The organism is Winogradskyella wandonensis, assembly GCF_004346845.1.
GTDB classification, from domain to species: Bacteria; Bacteroidota; Bacteroidia; order Flavobacteriales; family Flavobacteriaceae; genus Winogradskyella; species Winogradskyella wandonensis.
In genome coordinates, this window is sequence record NZ_SMGI01000001.1 from 410829 (window position 1) to 432032 (window position 21204).

Here is a 21204-nt window from a genome sequence, read left to right on the forward strand (position 1 = left end):
CATATCTAATTAATTTTCTCATTTTAATCGTCGGCCTAAAAGATTAGTTGCAATCGTTGTAAAGACTACAATACTAATCGAACTTAAAGGCATTAATATCGCCGCAATAACCGGCGCTAACTGTCCAGTTACAGCAAAATATAGGCCTATAACATTATAGAAAAATGATAGTAAAAAACTCCATTTAATTATCGAAATAGCCGATTTTGAAGCTTTTATATAGCTGTATAATTTTTTAAATTTTGAAGCATCTAAAATAGCATCACAAGCTGGCGAAAAGACATTAACATCTTCGGATATAACAATACCAACATTGCTTTGGGCTAACGCACCAGCGTCATTTAGACCATCACCAATCATGGCAACTTTAGCACCTTCTTTTTGGTGAAATTTTATATACTCTAGCTTATCATTTGGCTTCTGGTTAAAAATCAATTTTGTTTTAGAGGGTAATAGTTTTTTTAAATTTTCAAGCTCACCTTCATTATCGCCTGAAAGAATGGCTAAATCAAAATCCTTTTTTAATTGTTTAAATAATTTTGAAACACCTTCACGATAGCTATTATAAAAGGTAAATTTTCCCTTATATGTATTGTTGCTACTGATGTGTACAGCGGTGTTTAGAGCAACTTCCGCAGTTGTATTTCCTACAAAATTTGACGAGCCAATCTTTAGTTCTGTATTTTTATGTTTGGCTTCTATGCCTTTTCCGACGTGTTCTTCAAATTTGTCTAGACTTACTATGCCATTTGTTTTTAGAATCTCATAGAGTGAGCGACTTAAGGGATGACTAGAACCTCGAAGTGAGCTTTTTAATACCGTAACTTCAGTTTCAGAAAGTAAATCACCTTCGTATTCTGCGTTATTGGTTTTATTTGATGTTATGGTTCCGGTCTTATCGAATATAATTGTATCAACCTGAGCTAATTGCTCTATAACACTTGCATTTTTTATGTAGAATTTTAGTTTACCAAAAATTCGTAATAAATTCCCAAAAGTAAATGGCGCAGACAAGGCAATAGCACAAGGACAAGCAATGATAAGCACTGCAGTAAATACATTTAAAGCTTTAGACGCGTCTCTAAAAAGCCAGTAGCTGGTGGCAATAATTGCTATGGCTAATAGTGTTATCGTAAAATGTTTACTAATGGTATTTGTAATGTTTTTAAAGCCGTCTTCTTTGTTTTTATTGAAGACATCATTGCTCCACAATTGCGTGAGGTAACTCTGTTCTACAGGTTTTAGCACCTCTAATTCTATAATTCCAGCCGTCTGTTTACCACCGGCAAAGAGCTTGTCTCCAGAATGTTTAGTTACGGGTTGCGACTCTCCAGAAACAAAGCTGTAATCTATTTTAGCACGTCCATTAATTAAAATACCATCAACAGGGATAAGCTCTTCATTTCGTATAAGTAATCGGTCTCCTTTTTTAATATCATAAACTTGTACGCTAGATTCTTTCCCATTGTCTATTTTGGTCACAGCGATAGGAAAATACGATTTGTAGTCGCGCTCAAAAGATAAAAAGTCGTAGGTTTTTTGCTGAAAATATTTTCCGACTAATAAGAAAAATACAAGTCCTGCGAGACTATCGAAAAATCCAGAACCTAAATCAAGAGCAATTTCAAACGTACTTCTTATAAATAACACCGAAACGCCTAATGCTATCGGTACATCGATATTAAGAAGTCTTGCTTTTAGTCCTTTATAGGCAGAAGAAAAGTAGTCTTGAGCCGAATAAAATACAACGGGCAATGATAAGCCAAACATGAGCCAGCGAAAGAGATGTTTGTATTGCTCTAACCAAAATTCATTGACTTCAAAATATTCTGGAAAGGACAAGAACATAATGTTTCCAAAACCAAATCCCGCAACGCCCAGTTTGTATATTAAAGAACGATTAATCTGTTTTTTACTTGTTCCGAAATCTTCTAGACTTATATAAGGTTCATAGCCAATTTTGTTAAGTAATAGAACAACTGATTTTAGGCTTGTTTCTTGGTTTTTATAGGTAACTCTGACGGTTTTTTTACCAAAATTCACCTGAGAATCCGTAATGCTAGGATTTAGTTTGTTTAGATTTTCTAAAATCCAAATACAAGAACTACAGTGGATATGCGGTATGTAAAGTGTTGCTATCTCTAGATTATCGCTCTTAAATTCAGTAAGTTTATCAATAATAGTTTCTTGAGATAGGAAATCGTATTTCCCTTCAATTTCTTTTGGAGTAGCCCCAGGCGAATTTTGTAAATCGTAATAACACGTTAAATCGTTTTCATTAAAAATTTCGAAAACTGTTTTACAGCCGTTACAACAAAAACGTTTTTCTTGATAATCTATGGGTGAATTCCCACAATCGTCACCACAATGATAACATGTGTTTGTATTCATTCAACTTGCTTATTTATACCTGGCACAAATTTCAGAATATGAAGGTGTTAAAAACATGATAAAAATCATATAAATCATTATTTTTGAATAATCACTAAATCAATAGGTATGAGTAAATGTGAATCATGTATTGTTAAAGAATTTAATTCTTTAAAATCTTTAACGCGGGATGAACTTGTGCGTATTTCCGCTTGTAAAACGGGTAAGACTTATGATAAAGGTCGCGTTATTTTTGAAGAAGGTGAAACAATAAATGGTGTGTATTGCGTTAAAGATGGGGTTTGTAAATTAACTAAGCTAAGTGAAAATGGTAAAGACCAAGTTGTTAAACTTGTGGTAAAAGGTGGTCTTTTAGGTAAGCGTTCGTTGGTTACCAATGAGTCTTCTAGCTTAACAGCAACAGCACTTACCGAAATGGAGATGTGTTTTATACCAAAGGCTGAGATTATGGACGATTTACAAAAGAATGCAAATTTTACGCTAGATGTTTTACAAAAGATGACGGAAGACTTAAAAGAATCCGAACATTCTATAGTAAATATGGCGCAAAAACCTGTTAAGAAAAGAATGGCTGAGGCTTTACTCTATATCCATGATAGTTTTGGTACAGATGAAGATGGTTATTTAACCATCGTATTATCTAGAGAAGATTATGCGAGTATTGTGGGTACTGCTACTGAATCTGCAATTCGGATTTTGTCTCAGTTTAAAAAAGAAGGGCTTATAAGTACTTCGGGAAAGCGTATAAGAATAGAAGACGCTAACGCTCTTAAATGGGTTGAATAAAGGTATTAAGTCATGAAAAATAAAAGCCGATAACTTATAATTATCGGCTTTTTTTCTATTGTATTATTTCGATTCTGCTTCGATTTTTTTATCCGCTTCAGGCTCGTCACCATCTTTAGGAGGGCTCTCTTTTTTAAGGTATTTATCCAAAAATTGAACAATACGCTCATTAGCTTTAATCTGATTTTCCTTTTTCACAAAACCATGACCTTCATCTTCAAATAAAACATATTCCACTGGAACACCATTTTTACGGACACCTTCAACGATTTCGTCAGACTCTACTTGCAATACTCTAGGGTCTTTTGATCCTTGTAATACAATTAAGGGTTTGGTAACTTTATCTGTATGGAATAGAGGTGATATACGTTTTAAACGTACAGAATCTGCCGAAAATGGGTCACCCAATTCTTTGTATAACGATTCTCTAAACGACTCCCAGTATGGTGGAATACTTTTTAATGTTCGCATCCAATTAGTTACTCCAAAAAGGTTTACACCAACAGCAAATTCTTCCGGTGTGTACGTTAGTGCGGCCATTGTCATGTAACCACCATAAGACCCACCAATGATTCCTATTTTACTACCATCAATCTCAGCTTGTTCTGCCAACCAATTTTTTCCTTCTACACAATCTTGAAGGTCTTTTTCGCCATGATTTAAGTCATCCATTTGATAAAACGTCTTTCCGTAACCACTGCTTCCGCGATTATTAACAGCCAAAACCGCATAACCTTGATTAACCATATACTGAATCAGTGAGCTAAAGTTTTGGCGCGTTTGTCCGCCTGGCCCGCCATGTACCCAAACCATTGCAGGCACTTTGTTTTCTGCCGATGCTTGATGCGGTAAATAATAAATAGCAGGAATTTCTACACCATCAAAAGACTTATAGCGAATTACCTTTGCTGTCACTAGGTCGCCTGCATCTATATCTTTATTTAGCACATTGCTTAGTCTGTGTTGTTCTTTTGTTTCTAAATTGTAAGTGTACAAATCTGAAGGTGCATTAGAACCGCCTACATACATGCGCATCCAATTTTCGTCGCTACTAAAACCAACACTTGTTATACTTTTACCATCAAAATCTGGTAAATCTATCGGAGTCATTGTTTTTGTGTCTAAAACTTCGATAGCGTTTTTACCGTCTTCATTGACGTAAACAACCATGTAGTTGCCATCTTCTGTAAAGCCACTACCCATGATGTCCCAGTCTTTTTCAACAACTTTATTCTTTTCTCCTGTAGAAAGGTCGTAAGACATTAGGTAAGCAAATTCGCTACCATCGTCTGTAGTGTAATAGAACTTTGAATTATCTACTGCGAAGTCTTGAGCAGAATTAGCACTCTGATTGTCATTGATTTTTACTTTTTCTTTAGTTGTAGAATTATAAAGAAACAAATCGCTATCGTTGGTATTTATAGACTTTGATAATGCAAAATAATTTTCGTCATTCGACATGCCAGAAAATGTGAGGTTATCATTGTTTTGATAAATCATTTCAGAAGAATAGTCCTCTAAATTCATTTTATACACATCAAAAAATCTAGGGTCTCTCTTGTTAGAACCGTAATACAGGCTTTTATTGTCTTTAGACCAGCCATAAAAGCTAGATTTAGCCCCTTTTTCTGGGGTAATATCTTTTATGTTACCTTCTAAATCTCTAACAAAGAGATGGTCAATTTCGTCTCCGTTTCCATCAGCACTAAGTAGCATTCTATTGTCTTTAGGAAAGAAAGCCTCCGCAAAAATTGAAGTACTATCTGATGCCGTAATTGGTGTCATTTCGCCGCCATTTGACGGAATCGTGTACACATTATAAATTCCTGAACGATTACTAGAGACTAGCAATTGTGAGTTGTCGTATGAAAAACTGCCACCTCCAATGGCTTCGTTATCCATAAATTGTTCAATGGTGTATTGCTTGACTTCTTTCTTTGCTAGGTCTGAGTTTTTAGCCTCATCCTTGCACGAAAAAAGTAAAATAGCCATACATAAGCCAAAAAGTTTTGTTTTCATATTCTTGTTGATTAGTTTATATTTAGTCTATACCAAATGTTTTGGTTTCTTTAAATGGATTGGTCTGAAGCGTTTTCATTTCTGCTTCATAGTTCTTCCATCGGTTATTGAAAAATGCATTGGTTTCACTTAGTAATTCTTTTACAGCATCTTTCGCATGCTTTATCAGCGTGGTTTCTGTTGTAGTTAAGCCATTTTGACTACCTGCAATGTAACCTCTAGCAGTTCCTAAACGCTGAAGTGCAGTGACCTCAGGATTACGGGTAATACCTTGACGCTTGTCTTCTTTACCAAAGAATTTATCTAGAAGGGTGTCAATAGATTTTACAACAGAATCTGAAGCTTCAATCTGAGTCTTATAAGCTTCTTTATCTAGTTTTTTCAATTCAGATTTATATTTTGAAGCAATATCTTTACTTTCAACCAGTTGTTTTGAAGCATCAGCAAGTGTTTGATAAATTTTTTCCAATTCTTTTGAAGCTGCATAAATCTCGTTAATATTTTTCTGAGATACATTAAGTCTAGGGTCAGATTCAACTTTAACCGTAGTCTCAGAAGTTTGGTCGCCGTAATGCAATACCGCTTTGTATGTTCCTGGTTTTACGGAAACACCGCTTGGTTCTCTTGTCGATTTTCTGATACGTCTAGATGGTCTGTCTACGCCAGCTTCATCCATATACCATGTCCAACGGTGTAGACCATTTTCTTTTGGTGCTTTTTGCTTCAACGTTCTGATAAGACGTGAGCTATCGTAAATTTTTAATTGAAGTGAATCCCACTTGACTTTCCCTTCATCTTTTTCGTTGCTCTCATCTTTATCCTTTTTCTCTTTTTTTGGCAATTCCTTTTTATTAAACATATAAGCAAACCTAGCACCACCAGGTCTATTTTCGCCATGATACATGGCATCTGCACCAAAACGACTTCCTGTTGGTTGTTGGTATGCTGCTTGATATGCCGTTGGCGGATTAAATAATTTAATATTTGAAGATAATGTCGATGAATTTTTCGCTATTTCTCTTAACGGTCTAATATCATCTAAAACCCAAGCGGCGCGGCCAAAAGTACCAATTACTAAATCGTGCTCACGTGGATGGATTACTAAATCTTTTACAGAGGTTGTAGGGAAACCGTTAGTCCATTTGGTCCATTTTTCGCCTGCGTTTATGGATACATACAAACCATCATCTGTGCCTAGAAACATTAAGTTTGGTTCTTCTAAATCTTCAACAATGGCTAGTGTGTAACTTTGCACATCATTTTCATCTACAATGCGCTCCCAAGTTTTACCATAATTTTTAGTTCTATACGCATAAGGCGTGTAATTAAAACGTCTATAATCATTTGCGATTAAAAGTGCTTCGCCTTTGTTTTTATTAGACGCTTTTATTTGCGCAACCCAACTTCCTTTTGGTAAACCTTTTATATTATTAGTGACTTCGTTCCAAGACTCGCCACCATTTGTGGTGTAGTGTACACGTCCATCGTCTGTTCCTGCCCAAATCATATCTTTTTCTACTGGTGATGGTTCAATCACTAAAATAGTACAGTGATTTTCAGCACCAGTTGCGTCCATGGTTAGTCCACCACTTTCGGATTGTTTTTGTTTTTCTGGGTCGTTAGTAGATAAATCTGGAGAAATTACGGTCCAAGTTTCCCCTTTGTCTGTCGATTTGTGCACAAACTGACTTCCGAAGTAAATGGTGCTATTGTCAAAAGGGTCGATGTTTATGGCTGAATTCCAATTGAATCTTAAACGCACATCAGCATCAGGATGTGTTGGTTTTACGCCGTAGTTATTTCCTGTTTGCCAATCGTACCGTGTCACATTTCCTTGCTGACTCATTGACCATCCGTAACGGCTATCTTCTCTGTCTGGTACCACATCAAAACCATCGCCAAAACTAATTTCTTGCCAATAGCTATTTCTAATGCCTTGTGCGCGCCAGACATAAGCCGGACCTCGCCACGAACCGTTATCTTGCATTCCGCCGTAAACATTGTAAGGATATTCGTTATCTACATTAATATGATAGAATTGAGCTACAGGTAAATTGCCAATAAAACGCCAAGATTTTCCGCCATCTTTGGTAATATTCATTCCACCATCGTTACCATCAATCATAAAACTTCCGTCTTCAGGATGAATCCACCATGCATGGTGATCTGGATGTACACCATTGCTTACACCATAAGCAGGCATCAATTGACTGAAATTTTTACCACCATCTTCAGAAACATTCACGTAAGTAAACACGGAGTACACACGGTTTTCATTTTGTGGGTCCACATAGATTTCAGAATAATAGAATGGTCGGTTACCAATATCACTTTTATTATTAATCATTTTCCAGCTAAAACCACCATCTTCACTTTTGTATAGCGCATTCTTTTTTGCTTCAACTAAGGCATAAACGATGTTAGGTTTGTTAGGTGCAATAGCGATACCAATACGACCTAAATCTCCTTTTGGTAATCCGTCTTCATCCGTTAATTTTTTCCATGTTTTTCCACCATCATGCGTCATATGCAATCCTGAGCCTTTTCCACCAGAATTAAAAAACCATGGGTCGCGCTTGTGTTCCCACATAGCCACAAATAATTTATTTGGGTTAGTTGGGTCCATTACCATATCCGCAACACCAGTTTTATTATTGGCAAAAAGGATTTTATTCCACGTTTTTCCGCCATCAGTCGTTTTAAAAACACCGCGCTCTGGGTGCTCGCCCCAAGGTGAACCAATGGCGCCAACATACACTACATCAGGATTTGTTGGGTCTACAATTATTCTGTGGATATGGCGGGTTTTTTCTAAGCCCATTGCCATCCATGTTTTTCCGCCATCTAGGGATTTGTAAACACCGTAACCGCCATTAAGTGAGTTACGTGGATTACCTTCTCCTGTACCCACCCAAATGACACTTGGGTTAGATTGCTGAATTTCTACTGCTCCGATTGAAGCCGTTAATTCTTTATCGAAAATAGGTTCCCATTTTATGCCACCAGAAGTCGATTTCCATAGACCACCAGAAGCTGTACCAACATACATAATGTCGGGGTTGCTGTTTACAACATCAATAGCTGTTACACGACCAGACATACCGCCAGGTCCAATATTTCTAGGTTTCATGTTTTTTACCATGTCCATAGAAAAATCTTGTGCAGAAAGAAGTGTTACGCAGATAAGCATAACAACAGAGAAAAATTGTTTCATTATAATTTTGGGTTAGTTTGCGTAAAGCCTAAAATTAGTGAATGACGGCTTTATATTAGTTGTATTTATGTTAAAAATTTATTTGTAAAATCACTCTTGTAAGCTCTTCCGATAGGTATTTTTTTATCGTACTGGAGATATACACGATTTCCGCTAATCTTTTCAATTTTATTGGTGTTGATGATGTAAGATTTGTGCACTCTAGCAAATTGATTAGTGTCTAGGCGTTTTATCCATTCAGTTAATGAGTCTGAAGATAATAGCTTCTTATTTTCTGTATAGATTTCTACATAATCAGCATCAGATTTTATGTAAATGATATCGTCAATTTTTAGGCGTACAAGTTCGTAACCAGATTTTATAAAAATCTCTTTCTTTTGATTGGGTTCATTTTTAGAATCATTGGTAGAATTACTCTCCAACATTTGAGATGCCTTTGTAATTGCTTGGATAAACCTTGGAAAAGAAAATGGTTTTAAAAGATAATCTACCACATTGAGTTCGTAACTTTCTAAGGCATAATCTGGGAAAGCCGTTGTTAAGATAACTTTTGGAGGATTTGACAGACTTTTTAAAAAGTCAATACCAGAAAGTTTGGGTAAATGAATATCTAAAAAAATGACATCTACTTGTTGTGTTTTTATAGTTTCTAGTGCTTCTATAGCATCCGAAAAAGTCCCAACGAGCGATAAGCTTTTAGCATCTTCGATATATTTTTTTAAAATACGTTGCGCTGGTAATTGGTCTTCTATAATAATACAGTTCATCATTAATTCTCGTTGAGATTAATTTCCAATTTCACCTCATAGATAGAGTTATCTGATTTTATGTCTAATTGATGCTTGTTTGGGTAGATAAGTTCTAATCGTTTTTTTACATTTTTCAAACCAATGCCGTGTGGTAAATTATCGACATTAGACGCTTCACTATAAGTATTAGAGCACTCAAAAGTTAAATAACCTTCGTCAGTAACTTTAAGATTTATAGTAATAGAGATGCTTTTGGTTTGACTAGATGCGCTATGCTTAAAGGCATTCTCTATAAATACTGTAAGTATAAGTGGCGCAATTTTGTAATTCGATGGGATTTCTTCCACATTAAAATTAACTGTACCACGACCTTCAACTTGAAACTTACTGAGGTTAATGTAATTTTTAAGTTGCTCAATTTCCTTTCCTAAAGGCACAAATTTTGCTTTACATTCATAAAGCATATATCTTAAAACTGTAGATAATTCTAGAATAATTTCGGGTGTTTTTGGTGACTGTTCAATAGCGTGTGCATACAAGTTATTAATGTTATTGAACAAAAAGTGAGGATTAATCTGAGATTTTAAAAATTGAAGTTCACTTTCTTTTACTGAGTTTTTTAGTTTCTGAACTTCTCTCTGCTGTGTTAAAGCATCCCATGCAAATTTAAAACCAACTAAAATGGTAAGTGTAGGTAGTGTATTCAATAGATTATAAAAAATATTAGAAAAACGACGACCGCGCGTATCTGGATAAAATATTTTTTCTAAAATCAATTCTTCAACAAGTATCACAGCAACTGCAATTAGCCCAGTACTTATAGCAAAGAGAATGTATTTACGTTTATACAAAAAATTTGGAAGACATACGTAATTGATGATTAAACCAGCAATAGCAAAATTTAAATAGAATAATATTTGATGTGCTTCTAATCCAGGAATCCGCTTATCAAAGGCATAGAAAATAAAGACTACGACATTAAGGCATAGTATAAAAACTAATTCTTTAGACGAAAATTTGTTAGAGTTAATGACATCCTTCATGCTTTAAAAATAACGATTTAGGTGATTATTCTTTAATAGTTTCTAGAAACAACCAATATTTCAGACCCAACAACAATAAGTATGCTATAAACAACAATTGTGCGGTTAGACCTAAAAGTGTTGTCGTTTACAGGTTTTGGTTTTACATGGTCTCACAACATCTTTACTTTTACAAAAAAATCCAACAAAACGCTATGAAAAAAATTCTAACATTATTATTAGGTTTTACGTTTACGTTTATTCAAGCTCAAGAGCGTTCTCAAGCTAGTGAAGTTAAAATAACGGGTAAAGTCGTAGAGGCATCTAACGGTCGGTCGTTAGAATACTCAACAATTGTTGTATTAAATCCTGAAGGAAAAGTAATTACTGGTGGTATTGCAGATATCGATGGTAATTACAGTATTCTCGTAGCTCCAGGTACATACGATGTTAAGTTTGAATTTATAGGATTTAAAACGAAGACCTTAAAAAATCAGAATATTGTAAAAGATACAACTTTACCAACCGTAAAATTAGAAATTGATTCGGAGTCTTTAGACGAAGTTGTGGTAACAGCAAAAACAACCGAAGTACAAATTAGATTAGATAAAAAAGTTTACAATATTGGTAAAGATTTAACGACTGGCGGCGCCACAGTAGGCGATGCACTTGGCAATGTACCGTCGGTAACAGTAGATGCGGATGGTGCCATAGCACTGCGTGGTAATGGTAATGTTAGAATTTTAATTAACGGTAGACCATCAGCTATCGCAGGTTTTGGTTCTACAGATGCTTTACAATCACTTCCTGCAGATGCGATTGAGCGTGTAGAGGTGATTACATCGCCATCGGCTAGATACGATGCAGAAGGTACAGCTGGTATTTTAAATATTATTTTAAAGCGAGAAAAAACACTAGGCTTTAATGGTTCTGTACAGACTTTTGTGCGCTATCCTTGGGGAGCAGGTGTTACGGGTAATGTAAATCTACGAACAGAGAAATTCAATATTTTCAACACAACCAGTTATAATAGAAGAACATCTCCGGGACAAGCTTTTTTTAGAAATCAGTTTTTCTCAAACCAAGTTGTAAATCCTATAGTGATAGAAAATAGAGATTTCGATAGATCAGATATTGGCTTTAATACCAATATTGGAGCAGAATATTTTATAAATGATAAGTCGTCTATCACAGGGTCATTTTTTATTTCTAATGGTAAAGACGATGATGAAACTATAAATAATACAGATGAATTTGACCCTAATGATGATTTAGCTTTTAACCGAATTAGAACCGAATATGAAACGGAAGACGATAACAATTATCAGTTTTCTCTAAATTACATAAATCGATTTAATGATAGTGGTCATCAACTTACAGCAGACCTTCAATATGGCGTTGATGACCAAGAGGAAACGGCTTTAATTGATGAGCTAAATACATTTCCTTCTGAAGAAATTTTACCTTCTGAACTTATACGTACAATAGAAGATGGAAATGAATTTTTAGCACAGGTCGATTACGTGTATCCAATTGGTGAAAATGCACAATTTGAAGCTGGATACCGAGGTAATTTTGAAACGACAACCACAGATTTTTTGGTTACAGAACAAGCTACAGCAGGTGGTGAGTTTATTACAAACGAAGATTTAACCAACATATTTACCTATAAAGAAGGCATCAATGCGGTGTATACTCAATACGGAAATAAATTTGGTAAATTTTCTTTTTTAGCAGGATTACGTTTTGAGCACACGCGGCTAGCAGGAACGGTAGAAGGCGATGGAAACAATGATGTCGTAATCGATTTCGATAACTCATATCCAGGGTTGTTTCCCACGTTAAATTTAAATTACGAAATCAACGATTCTGAAAACTTCACATTTGGATACAATCGAAGAATAAATAGGCCTCGAGGAAGATCTGTTAATCCATTTCCATCGCGTTCTAGTGAGGCCAATATTTTTCAAGGAAACCCAAGCTTAAATCCTGCTTTTGCAAATGCTTTTGACCTAGGTTACTTAAAACGGTGGGGAAAAACCTTAACCTTTACAACATCTGTTTACTATCAATACGAAACAGATGCCTTTGAGCGTATCCAAGAAGACACAGGAGAAGAAACTCCAAATGGTATTCCAATCATTAGAACTATTCCTATAAATTTAAGTACTAATGAGCGTATCGGTTTTGAGGCTGGTCTACTTTACAATCCATTAAAATGGTTACAAATTAATGGTAGTTTTAACTTCTTTCAATTTAATACAAAAGGTGCTTTTAATGGTATAGATTACGGTACTAAAAATACCAGTTACTTTTCAAGATTAAGTGCAAAAGTAGATTTCACAAAAGACTTTCAATTTCAGACTAACGCCATTTATAGAGGTCCACGAAATAATGCACAGACCGAAACAAAAAGCATTTTATTTCTTAATATGGCATTAAGTAAAGATGTTTTAAAAGGAAATGGTACAATAGCACTTAATGTAAGAGACGTTTTTAACTCTAGAAAACGTATATCTCTTACAGAGGCAGAAACCTTTAGAAGCGATAGCGAATTTCAGTTTAGAGTACGTACTATCAATGCATCTTTCGTCTTTAGATTTAATCAGAAAAAAGAACGACAAAAAGGTTCTAGAGATGATAATGATGGTGGTGAAGATGATGATTTCTAAAAGAGATGTTAATGCTTTCGTTAGGAGTTGAAAAAGCGGTATTTTTATACTGCTATGAAAACAAGAAAATCAGGATTCGTATTTAAGACCTACGAAGCACCAAATCAATCGCCTTTTGAAAAGCTTTTTGAAATTTTCAAGGAGCTCATCACTTATACATCTGGCGATTTTGATGAAGCTATTGATTGGTTGCGTCAACTCGATAAAGAGTACGAGCTCACCACACCAGATTACACTATTGATGATTTTATTGAAGACCTTAAAAATAAAGGGTATATCCGTGAAGAAATAGACCCAACGGGCGAAGGCGACGGTGAAGGTGATGGCAAAGGTAAATTTGCAATTACAGCTAAGACCGAGCGTGCCATACGTCAACAAGCTTTAGACCACATTTTTGGAAAAATAAAACGAAGCGGCGCAGGAAACCACAAAAGTAAAGGCGTTGGCATAGGCGATGAGCATACTGGCGATTTTAGAGCTTACCAATTTGGAGATGCTTTAGAAAAAGTATCGATGACCGAAAGTTTACGAAATGCACAAATCAATAATGGTCTTGGCGACTTCAGTTTAACTGAAGATGATTTGGTGGTAGAAGAAACATTGCACAAAAGCCAGATGAGTACGGTGTTGATGATAGATATTAGCCACAGTATGATTTTGTATGGCGAAGACCGTATCACGCCAGCAAAAAAAGTCGCCATGGCATTGTCGGAATTAATCACAACGCGCTATCCAAAGGATTCTATAGAAATTCTAGTTTTCGGAAACGATGCTTGGCCGATAAAAATTAAAGATTTGCCATATCTTAAAGTTGGCCCATATCACACCAATACAGTTGCAGGATTGCAGTTGGCGATGGATATGTTGCGCAGAAAACGAAACACCAACAAACAGATTTTTATGATTACTGATGGTAAACCAAGTTGTTTGCGTCTACCAGATGGTCAGTATTATAAAAACTCTAATGGTCTCGACCCTTATATTACCAACAAATGTTATGCTATGGCGCAGCAGGCGAGACGTTTGCACATACCAATCACTACATTTATGATTGCAGAAGACCCATATTTAATGCAGTTTGTACGTGAGTTTACACAAGCCAATCGCGGTAAAGCATTCTATACAGGATTGAAAGGTTTGGGTGAAATGATTTTTGAAGATTACGAGAATAATAGAAAGAAAAGGATTAAGGGTTAAAGCCCCATCTAGCTTCCCCGAAGGGGAAGAATAAATACTAATACTAATACTAAAATAATAATGCTGTCACATCGAGCGCAGTCGAGATGTCTCAATTGAAAAAAATATATGAAACTAGAACAAATTAAAACACTAGGAGAATTAAAACAGTCCGATTATCAACCAAAATCTATAAAGGATGAATTGCGTGATAATTTAATTGAAAACATAAAAAATAAAGTGACCACGTTCGAAGGTATTCACGGTTATGAAAATACGGTGATTCCAGAGTTAGAACGGGCGATTTTGTCAAGACACAATATCAATTTATTGGGGTTAAGAGGTCAAGCAAAAACGCGATTGGCCCGAATGATGGTAAATCTGCTAGATGAGTATATTCCTGTAGTTGAAGGTTCTGAAATTAATGACGACCCATTACAACCCATTTCAAGATTTGCTACAGAATTAATCGCAGAAAAAGGAGATGATACACCAATCACTTGGTTACATAGAAACGAACGTTTTGCCGAGAAATTAGCAACGCCAGATGTTACGGTAGCAGATATTATTGGTGATGTTGACCCCATAAAAGCGGCGAATTTAAAATTAAGTTATGCCGATGATAGAGTGATTCATTACGGGATGATTCCGAGAGCCAATCGCTGCATTTTTGTAATTAACGAATTACCAGATTTGCAAGCGCGTATTCAGGTCGCATTATTTAATATTCTGCAAGAAGGTGATATTCAAATTAGAGGATTTAAATTGCGTTTACCTTTAGATATGCAGTTTGTTTTTACAGCAAATCCTGAAGACTATACCAATCGTGGTAGTATTGTAACACCGCTGAAAGATAGAATAGGTTCACAAATTTTAACCCATTACCCAGATACGGTAGACACTGCAAAAACCATTACTGCGCAAGAAGCCAAGTTAGATGAGCGCCAAGCAACCACTGTTTATGTGCCTGAGCTGGCGAAAGATTTGTTAGAGCAGATTAGTTTTGAAGCTCGCGAAAGCGAATATGTCGATGTGAAAAGTGGCGTCAGTGCCCGAATGAGTATTACAGCTTTTGAAAATTTATTGAGTACAGCAGAGCGTCGTGCTTTATTGGCTGGTGATTCTGAAACCTCAGTTAGACTTTCAGATTTTATTGGTGTAATTCCTGCGATAACTGGTAAGGTAGAATTGGTGTATGAAGGCGAACAAGAAGGCGCTGATTTTGTAGCCAATGCATTAATAGACGAAGCTATAAAAACTCTATTTCCAAAGTATTTCCCAAAGGTTGAAAAACTACAGAAACAAGATGAAGAAACACCTTATGACGATTTAATTTCTTGGTTCTTCAATTCGGATGGTTTTGAGCTTTTAGATGACGATAATGATTCAACCTATAAATCTAAACTCGATGAGGTAAAACCATTAGATGCACTTTTGGCAGATTACCAACCAGATATAGACCAACGTGATGTCTATTTTGAAAAAGAATTCATACTATGGGGTTTAACCCAATTTAAGAAACTGAGTAAATACCGCTATTCAGACGGTCTACAGTTTCAAGACCCTTACGGTAGTTTTATTAATGGATTATAAAAAAAGGGAAGCAGTTTTGCTTCCCTTTTTTTAGTTTTTGGGTTCAAAAACCCACCATACAACTCCGTTGCTAGGATTAAAGCTTAATTTTAAAGTACCGATTTCGGACTCAATTAAATATTTTCCTTGTATACGGATGTAATTATCTTCATCATTAAGATAGGCTCTGTACTTAAGGTCTTCGTATATAAATGTAATTCCGTTACTAAGTTTAAATTTTAGATTTTTTTTACCTTCTATTTCTCTAGAGTCTGTAACAGAATAGTTGGCTGTAACACCATTACTTTTTATTGAATATTCATCGGAATGATTTTCTTTATAGCTAGAGGTTAATACTTTTTCTACGCGTCCTTCTTTTAGCTTAAAAACATCCGCTGAGTCCTTCCATGAAGGATAAACATAAAGTGTATAATTACCGTCAATATCTATTTCACCAGGGTCATCACTATTTTTGAAAATAATGTAGCCATGTTCATTTTTTAATTCAAATTCTGTGCCTGGTGGATACATTTCGTAATCATTCGCTTCGTTAGATTTTGTAATCTTCAAATAAGTAGTTTGCGAGTATCCTGCGATACTGATAAATAAGCATAATACTAATGTTGTGAGTTTTGTTTTTTTAGTTTTCATAATTTCTATTTTTTACTAGTTTATATTCTATTTTTTTCGTCTTCAATTCCTGTTTTTCTTTTTTGAGCTTTTTTAATTTCATTTCTACCAAAATTATAAGTGAGATTAATGCGTACTTGTCTACTATCGTTACCACCATTACCATCAATAAATAAGTCTCCAAATTGTGTAGTCCCTCGCCATGGTGATGTAAATAAGATATCGTTAAAGGCTAATCTAGCGGTGAGTTTATCATCTAAAAATCGCTTTTGGAAAGCAATGTTTAATGCGCCTAAGCTCTCTGTTTCATAAGTTCCGCCCCAAACAGATGGCGAGTTAAACCAACCTGAAATTTCTGCAGTAAGCCCTTTTGAAATCTTAAATGTATTTTGCGCATAAAGACTTAATGTATTTTGTTGTGTCTCTACAAAATCTGGATTTGTCGCTTCATAGATACTACGGTAAGCATTAAGACTTATATATACATTCCACCAATCATTAAACTTTGTGGGATACGATATACCAAGATTTATAATTTTTTGATTGGCTACATTTCTTTGGATAATGAAGTTGGTATTGTTTTGTCCTGCTTCAGTAATCTGAGCAAAGAAATCACTAACAAATGTATAGCTGATTGAGGTGGTTAGTCTGTAATTGTATGTGTGTGATAATTTTAAGTTATCTGTATATTGTGGCTGTAGAAACGGATTTCCTTGTCTAAAAGATAGCTCATCGATTCTGTACTGAAAAGGATTTAAACTTTGATAATTAGGACGCTGAATACGCTTACTATAATTTAGAGATAAAGTGTTTTTTCTATTAACTTGATACGTTATTCCGCCGCTAGGAAACCAATTGGTGTAGTTGCGTTCTACACGATTGTTTTGATTGGCTTGAAGACTTGTTAGTTGTCCGTCAGAAACTGTATTCTCCATTCGTAGACCAAACTGAATATTTAGTTTTTGAAATTTTCTATTGTAGTTAAAATAGGCAGCATAGATTTGCTCATCATAATCAAAATCATTAGACTGAGATTCATCCAAATCATTTGCACCGTTAGTTCTATCAAAGGCATCAAAGCTATTTTCTGTATATACTTTAGAGTATTTAAAACCAGTACTTAAAACACCTTTAAGGAAGTTTTGTTTGTAATCTGCTTGTCCAGATAGGATAGAGATATCAATAGGTGTATCAAAAAATACAATGTTTTCACTGATTACTTGCGTTTCATCTCCATTAAAATAGCGGTTGGGTTGTAAATTAAAACGTTCGCTATTGTATTTTCCATAATCTAAATCAATATTTAAAGAGTGTCCAAGGGTGTCTTTGAATCGGTAGTTGAGGTTAGTAAAAATATTTGAGGTTTTATTATCAGAATCACTTCCCGAGATTAATACTTCATCAGGATTTTGCTGTGTAATTGGTCGGATAGGCGTTCTCGAATCTGTCTCAGATGAAGAGTTGTTAAAGTTTCCAGTGGTTATGATACCAAATGTAGATTTGGCATTTGCATAGTAGTCAAAACCCAATCTTAAGTTATTACTATTATTATCAAAAACACTATTTGAGCGCGCATCAAAGTTGATACTGTTTTGAGTTCGGTTAAGGTTTATAAAACTTGTACTCTTACCAAAATTGTTACTATATGTACCATATAAACTTGTCTTTTTGTTTCTATTATTAAAAGATATAGAGTTGTTGTATCTCGCAAAATCTCCAACTGTGAGACCAGATGCAATACTACCATTTGTTCCTAAGCTTTTATCTCGTTTTAATTTGATATTGATAATTCCAGCATTACCTTCAGCATCGTAACTCGAAGAAGGTTGTGTTATAATTTCTATATTGTCTATGTCGCTAGCCTGAAGCGTCTTTAAGAAGTTGACCAAATCCTGACCTCTAAGGACTGATGGTCTATCGTCTATATAGAATAATACACCTGCTTTTCCCTCTACAATGATACTATCTGAGTTGTCTATAATTATTCCTGGCGCTTTTCGTAATAGTTCAAATCCATTATCACCAATAGCATTAACTGTGTTGGCAACATTAAAAACAGTTTTATCTGCTTGTACTTGTATCATTGGCCTTTCCGCAACTATGGTTACTTCTTCTAAAGCTTCAGAATCATCTTGCATTACTATTTGATCAAAAGTTTTGTTAGTATTCTCTAAATCAAAAGGCTCCGACTTATAATCTTTTAATCCCAAACTTGTTATGAGTAAATAGTAACTACCATTCTCAATAGATTTAAATAGAAATTCTCCTTTTTCATTAGAGAGTTCTCCTTTAATAAATCCATTGGTTTTAACATCTAAAAGCGAAATAATTGCAGCTTGAACGGGTTGTTTGTTTTCTGTAACAATTTTACCGTTTATTGTGTTTTGTGACCATGTTACTCCAAAAACTAAGCTTAGGAGTACGAGAATAAAAGACTTCATAATAGTTTGTTTTTAATTTCTGAAGCAAATTTGAAGCATTAACATATTCTATTCACGTCTAAACCGATAAGTAGGGAAATAGAGTGATGAGTGGCCAAGTCCATTCATCGGGCTATGGGTCAACTCGTCTTTATTTGTTTAATTAATGATTAGACTTACATTATATTTGAGTCATATGAGTACAGTTATGAAGAATATTAAATTAAAAGAATTAGTAATCATCTTTGGTTTTTACTTATTCTTTTCCGTTTTGTATCGTATTGTATTATGGTATAATATGATGAAGTTTAGAGAAGATGGTATCTGGGGCTGGGCAAATCCTGAAGGGTATTGGTACATGTCTGGTATGCAATACTTTTTTTATTTTTTAGCATCTATCGTGATTTGGTTCTTAGGAGTGAGGTTATTAAAAGATAGACCAAAACTTCTTCAAATAGCAGTTGTTGTAATCCTTATACCAATTACCGTATATTTTGTTAGAGAATGGCGTTATTTATTGCTGGATGCTATGGGTGAAACCCACTTAACTGGCACAGGTTCTGTTTGGGATTGGTATATCCCAACATTATTTATGATGATTCAGTTTGGCTGTTTCTTTGCATACCGTTATTTCAAAGAAAACCAGCAAAAATTAAAAATAGAAGGCGAGTTGAAAACAGCTGCTTTAAAAAGCGAACTATCAGCTTTAAAAGCACAGTTAAATCCACATTTTCTCTACAATATTTTTAATACCATAAGCGCATCAGTACCTCCAGAAAATGAAAAAACAAGGCGTCTTATTGCAGAGCTTTCAGATTTGTTTAGATACCAATTAAAAGCCTCTCAAGTGGAAAAAGTGCCATTGCGGGAAGAGCTAGAGTTTGTAAATAAATATTTGGCTTTGGAGAAAGAACGATTCCAAGAACGCTTAAAAGTTAGTATTAATGTTGAGGAGAATTTACTAGATGAGATGGTTCCACCAATGCTGCTTCAGCCATTGGTTGAAAATTCAGTAAAGCATGGTCTATCTTCTTTAATCGAAGGCGGAGAGATTTCTATTTCAATATTTAAAAAAGAAGACAAATTACATTTTGAAATTGCAGATACTGGCATTGGAATTGAAAATAAATTATCGGTTTTTGATAAAGGCATAGGGTTAACTAATACCAAATTGCGTTTAGAAAAAATGTATCAAACGACTCTAAATCTAAGTGATAATAGTCCTAAAGGCTTAAAAATTAGCTTTACTCTATGAAAAAGGTAGTTATAATTGATGACGAAGCATCAGGACGTCAGTTGATAAAGCAATACCTAGAAGACTACCCAGAATTAATCCTTCTTGGTGAAGCCAATAATGGTGTTGATGCTGTAAAAATTATTAATAAGTTTAAACCCGATTTGGTATTTTTGGATATTCAAATGCCAGGAATGACCGGGTTTGATGTGCTCACACATTTAGAAGAGTTGCCTCAAATTATTTTCTCAACCGCTTACGACCAATATGCGCTTAAAGCCTTTGAAGTCCATGCTGTAGATTATCTCTTAAAACCTTATACTAAAGAACGTTTTAAAATGGCTGTAGACAAACTGAAAGAAAATGTACAAGTCAATAAGGCTAGACCATTAGCAGAAAGTTTATTGATGGATACACCAATATATCCTGAACGTATTTTGGTCCAGAGCCAAAACAAATTGGTGACAATTGCAGTTGAAGATGTAATTAGAATTGAAGCCTACGGAGATTATTCGAAGTTAGTGACTGAAGCAAAAACTTATGTGAGTAATTATGGAATCTCTACGCTAGAAGAAAAGTTGAATGAATCTATTTTTATAAGAATACACCGTTCATCTATTATTAATCTCAATGCGGTAAAAGAGCTAAATAAGTACACAAAAAGTTACGATGTAACCATGAAAAACGGAGATGTAGTTAGGGTAAGTAGAGGTTATATGGAGAATATAAAAAAGCTAATGTTTTAGCTACCAAGCATTCCTACTTTTAATATTAGCCTCGCAGAGCCTTATGATTTCTGCAATTCTTTTTTGTTTGGTGTCTTCGCGCTTGGCACTATTTAACCAAGATAGATAACTTTTTCTGTAGCCTTTGGAGAAGTTTTGATAATTTTCAAATGCTCGTGGATTTTTATCAAACGCTTGTTGAAGATTATCTGGTATGACGCCATTTTCAACATCATCCATCGCCGTCCAAGTTCCAGTTTTTTTGGCGAGGTCAATCATTTTATAACCTGCCTCTTGGATTAATCCTGCGGCTTCTAGTTCGTCAATATACTTTTTGTTGAGTGCACTCCAAGTACTCTTAGGATTACGTTGCGTGAAATATTGGATACGTTTTCCGCCACCAAGACTTTTTACAGTAGCATCAATCCATCCAAAGCAAAGCGCAACTTTTACAGCCTCTTCCCAACGCATGGTTGGTATTTTGGTTTCTAGTTTGTAAAACACCAGATAAACCGCTTTTTCCTTAGTATGATTAGCGAGGAGCCAATCGTACCATTCTACATCACGTTGAAAATAGAGCTCTGGAAACTTCAT

14 protein-coding genes are annotated in these 21204 nt (G+C 35.1%); 6 read left to right on the forward strand and 8 right to left on the reverse strand.

Annotated elements, in window-relative coordinates:
• Nucleotides 1-18: 18 nt before the first annotated feature.
• The gene (locus DFQ05_RS01910; protein ID WP_132703024.1) at nt 19-2391 is read right to left on the reverse strand and encodes a heavy metal translocating P-type ATPase; all 2373 of its coding nucleotides are present in this window, start codon (nt 2389-2391) and stop codon (nt 19-21) included.
• Nucleotides 2392-2499: 108 nt separating this feature from the next.
• Here DFQ05_RS01910 and DFQ05_RS01915 point away from each other — a divergent pair, with 108 nt between their 5' ends.
• Complete coding sequence (locus DFQ05_RS01915; RefSeq protein WP_132703026.1) at nt 2500-3177, forward strand: Crp/Fnr family transcriptional regulator; 678 nt, start codon at nt 2500-2502, stop codon at nt 3175-3177.
• Between the two features lie 63 nt (nt 3178-3240).
• Here DFQ05_RS01915 and DFQ05_RS01920 read toward each other — a convergent pair whose 3' ends face one another.
• From DFQ05_RS01920 to DFQ05_RS01935, 4 genes are all read right to left on the reverse strand, one after another.
• A complete protein-coding gene (locus DFQ05_RS01920; protein WP_132703028.1) occupies nt 3241-5196 on the reverse strand; it encodes a S9 family peptidase in 1956 nt (651 codons plus the stop codon).
• A 22-nt stretch (nt 5197-5218) separates the two neighbouring features.
• Nucleotides 5219-8410: a WD40/YVTN/BNR-like repeat-containing protein gene (locus DFQ05_RS01925; protein ID WP_132703030.1), complete on the reverse strand. Its 3192-nt coding sequence runs from the start codon at nt 8408-8410 to the stop codon at nt 5219-5221.
• A 65-nt stretch (nt 8411-8475) separates the two neighbouring features.
• Entirely contained in the window at nt 8476-9180 is a 705-nt protein-coding gene (locus DFQ05_RS01930) for a LytR/AlgR family response regulator transcription factor (RefSeq protein WP_132703032.1), read from the reverse strand.
• Nucleotides 9180-10202: a sensor histidine kinase gene (locus tag DFQ05_RS01935; RefSeq protein ID WP_132703034.1), complete on the reverse strand. Its 1023-nt coding sequence runs from the start codon at nt 10200-10202 to the stop codon at nt 9180-9182. Before DFQ05_RS01935 ends, DFQ05_RS01930 begins: the two co-directional genes overlap by 1 nt.
• Nucleotides 10203-10396: 194 nt before the next feature.
• Between DFQ05_RS01935 and DFQ05_RS01940 the strand changes: the two genes are divergently transcribed.
• From DFQ05_RS01940 to DFQ05_RS01950, 3 genes are all read left to right on the forward strand, one after another.
• Nucleotides 10397-12853, forward strand: coding sequence for a TonB-dependent receptor (locus tag DFQ05_RS01940; protein ID WP_132703036.1), 2457 nt, complete (start codon nt 10397-10399; stop codon nt 12851-12853).
• Between the two features lie 54 nt (nt 12854-12907).
• Complete coding sequence (locus tag DFQ05_RS01945; protein ID WP_132703038.1) at nt 12908-14050, forward strand: vWA domain-containing protein; 1143 nt, start codon at nt 12908-12910, stop codon at nt 14048-14050.
• A gap of 108 nt (nt 14051-14158) precedes the next feature.
• Entirely contained in the window at nt 14159-15622 is a 1464-nt protein-coding gene (locus tag DFQ05_RS01950; protein WP_132703040.1) for a MoxR family ATPase, read from the forward strand.
• A gap of 30 nt (nt 15623-15652) precedes the next feature.
• Here the strand turns inward: DFQ05_RS01950 and DFQ05_RS01955 are convergent, their stop codons facing one another.
• Both DFQ05_RS01955 and DFQ05_RS01960 read right to left on the reverse strand, forming a co-directional pair.
• The gene (locus DFQ05_RS01955) at nt 15653-16252 is read right to left on the reverse strand and encodes a hypothetical protein (RefSeq protein WP_132703042.1); all 600 of its coding nucleotides are present in this window, start codon (nt 16250-16252) and stop codon (nt 15653-15655) included.
• A gap of 20 nt (nt 16253-16272) precedes the next feature.
• Entirely contained in the window at nt 16273-18672 is a 2400-nt protein-coding gene (locus DFQ05_RS01960; RefSeq protein WP_132703044.1) for an outer membrane beta-barrel family protein, read from the reverse strand.
• Nucleotides 18673-18859: 187 nt separating this feature from the next.
• Here DFQ05_RS01960 and DFQ05_RS01965 point away from each other — a divergent pair, with 187 nt between their 5' ends.
• Nucleotides 18860-19906, forward strand: coding sequence for a sensor histidine kinase (locus DFQ05_RS01965; protein WP_241974191.1), 1047 nt, complete (start codon nt 18860-18862; stop codon nt 19904-19906).
• Complete coding sequence (locus tag DFQ05_RS01970; protein WP_132703048.1) at nt 19903-20631, forward strand: LytR/AlgR family response regulator transcription factor; 729 nt, start codon at nt 19903-19905, stop codon at nt 20629-20631. The genes DFQ05_RS01965 and DFQ05_RS01970 overlap by 4 nt, the downstream gene beginning before the upstream one ends.
• On the opposite strand, the gene DFQ05_RS01975 is transcribed toward DFQ05_RS01970, so the two are convergent.
• Nucleotides 20632-21204, reverse strand: a complete 573-nt coding sequence (locus DFQ05_RS01975; protein ID WP_132703050.1) for a YdeI/OmpD-associated family protein — start codon at nt 21202-21204, stop codon at nt 20632-20634.

Coding starts and splice junctions, on each gene's coding strand:
- DFQ05_RS01910 (WP_132703024.1), bottom strand. CDS start 2,391: ATGAATACAAACACATGTTATCATTGTGGTGACGATTGTGGGAATTCA.
- DFQ05_RS01915 (WP_132703026.1), top strand. CDS start 2,500: ATGAGTAAATGTGAATCATGTATTGTTAAAGAATTTAATTCTTTAAAA.
- DFQ05_RS01920 (WP_132703028.1), bottom strand. CDS start 5,196: ATGAAAACAAAACTTTTTGGCTTATGTATGGCTATTTTACTTTTTTCG.
- DFQ05_RS01925 (WP_132703030.1), bottom strand. CDS start 8,410: ATGAAACAATTTTTCTCTGTTGTTATGCTTATCTGCGTAACACTTCTT.
- DFQ05_RS01930 (WP_132703032.1), bottom strand. CDS start 9,180: ATGATGAACTGTATTATTATAGAAGACCAATTACCAGCGCAACGTATT.
- DFQ05_RS01935 (WP_132703034.1), bottom strand. CDS start 10,202: ATGAAGGATGTCATTAACTCTAACAAATTTTCGTCTAAAGAATTAGTT.
- DFQ05_RS01940 (WP_132703036.1), top strand. CDS start 10,397: ATGAAAAAAATTCTAACATTATTATTAGGTTTTACGTTTACGTTTATT.
- DFQ05_RS01945 (WP_132703038.1), top strand. CDS start 12,908: ATGAAAACAAGAAAATCAGGATTCGTATTTAAGACCTACGAAGCACCA.
- DFQ05_RS01950 (WP_132703040.1), top strand. CDS start 14,159: ATGAAACTAGAACAAATTAAAACACTAGGAGAATTAAAACAGTCCGAT.
- DFQ05_RS01955 (WP_132703042.1), bottom strand. CDS start 16,252: ATGAAAACTAAAAAAACAAAACTCACAACATTAGTATTATGCTTATTT.
- DFQ05_RS01960 (WP_132703044.1), bottom strand. CDS start 18,672: ATGAAGTCTTTTATTCTCGTACTCCTAAGCTTAGTTTTTGGAGTAACA.
- DFQ05_RS01965 (WP_241974191.1), top strand. CDS start 18,860: ATGAAGAATATTAAATTAAAAGAATTAGTAATCATCTTTGGTTTTTAC.
- DFQ05_RS01970 (WP_132703048.1), top strand. CDS start 19,903: ATGAAAAAGGTAGTTATAATTGATGACGAAGCATCAGGACGTCAGTTG.
- DFQ05_RS01975 (WP_132703050.1), bottom strand. CDS start 21,204: ATGAAGTTTCCAGAGCTCTATTTTCAACGTGATGTAGAATGGTACGAT.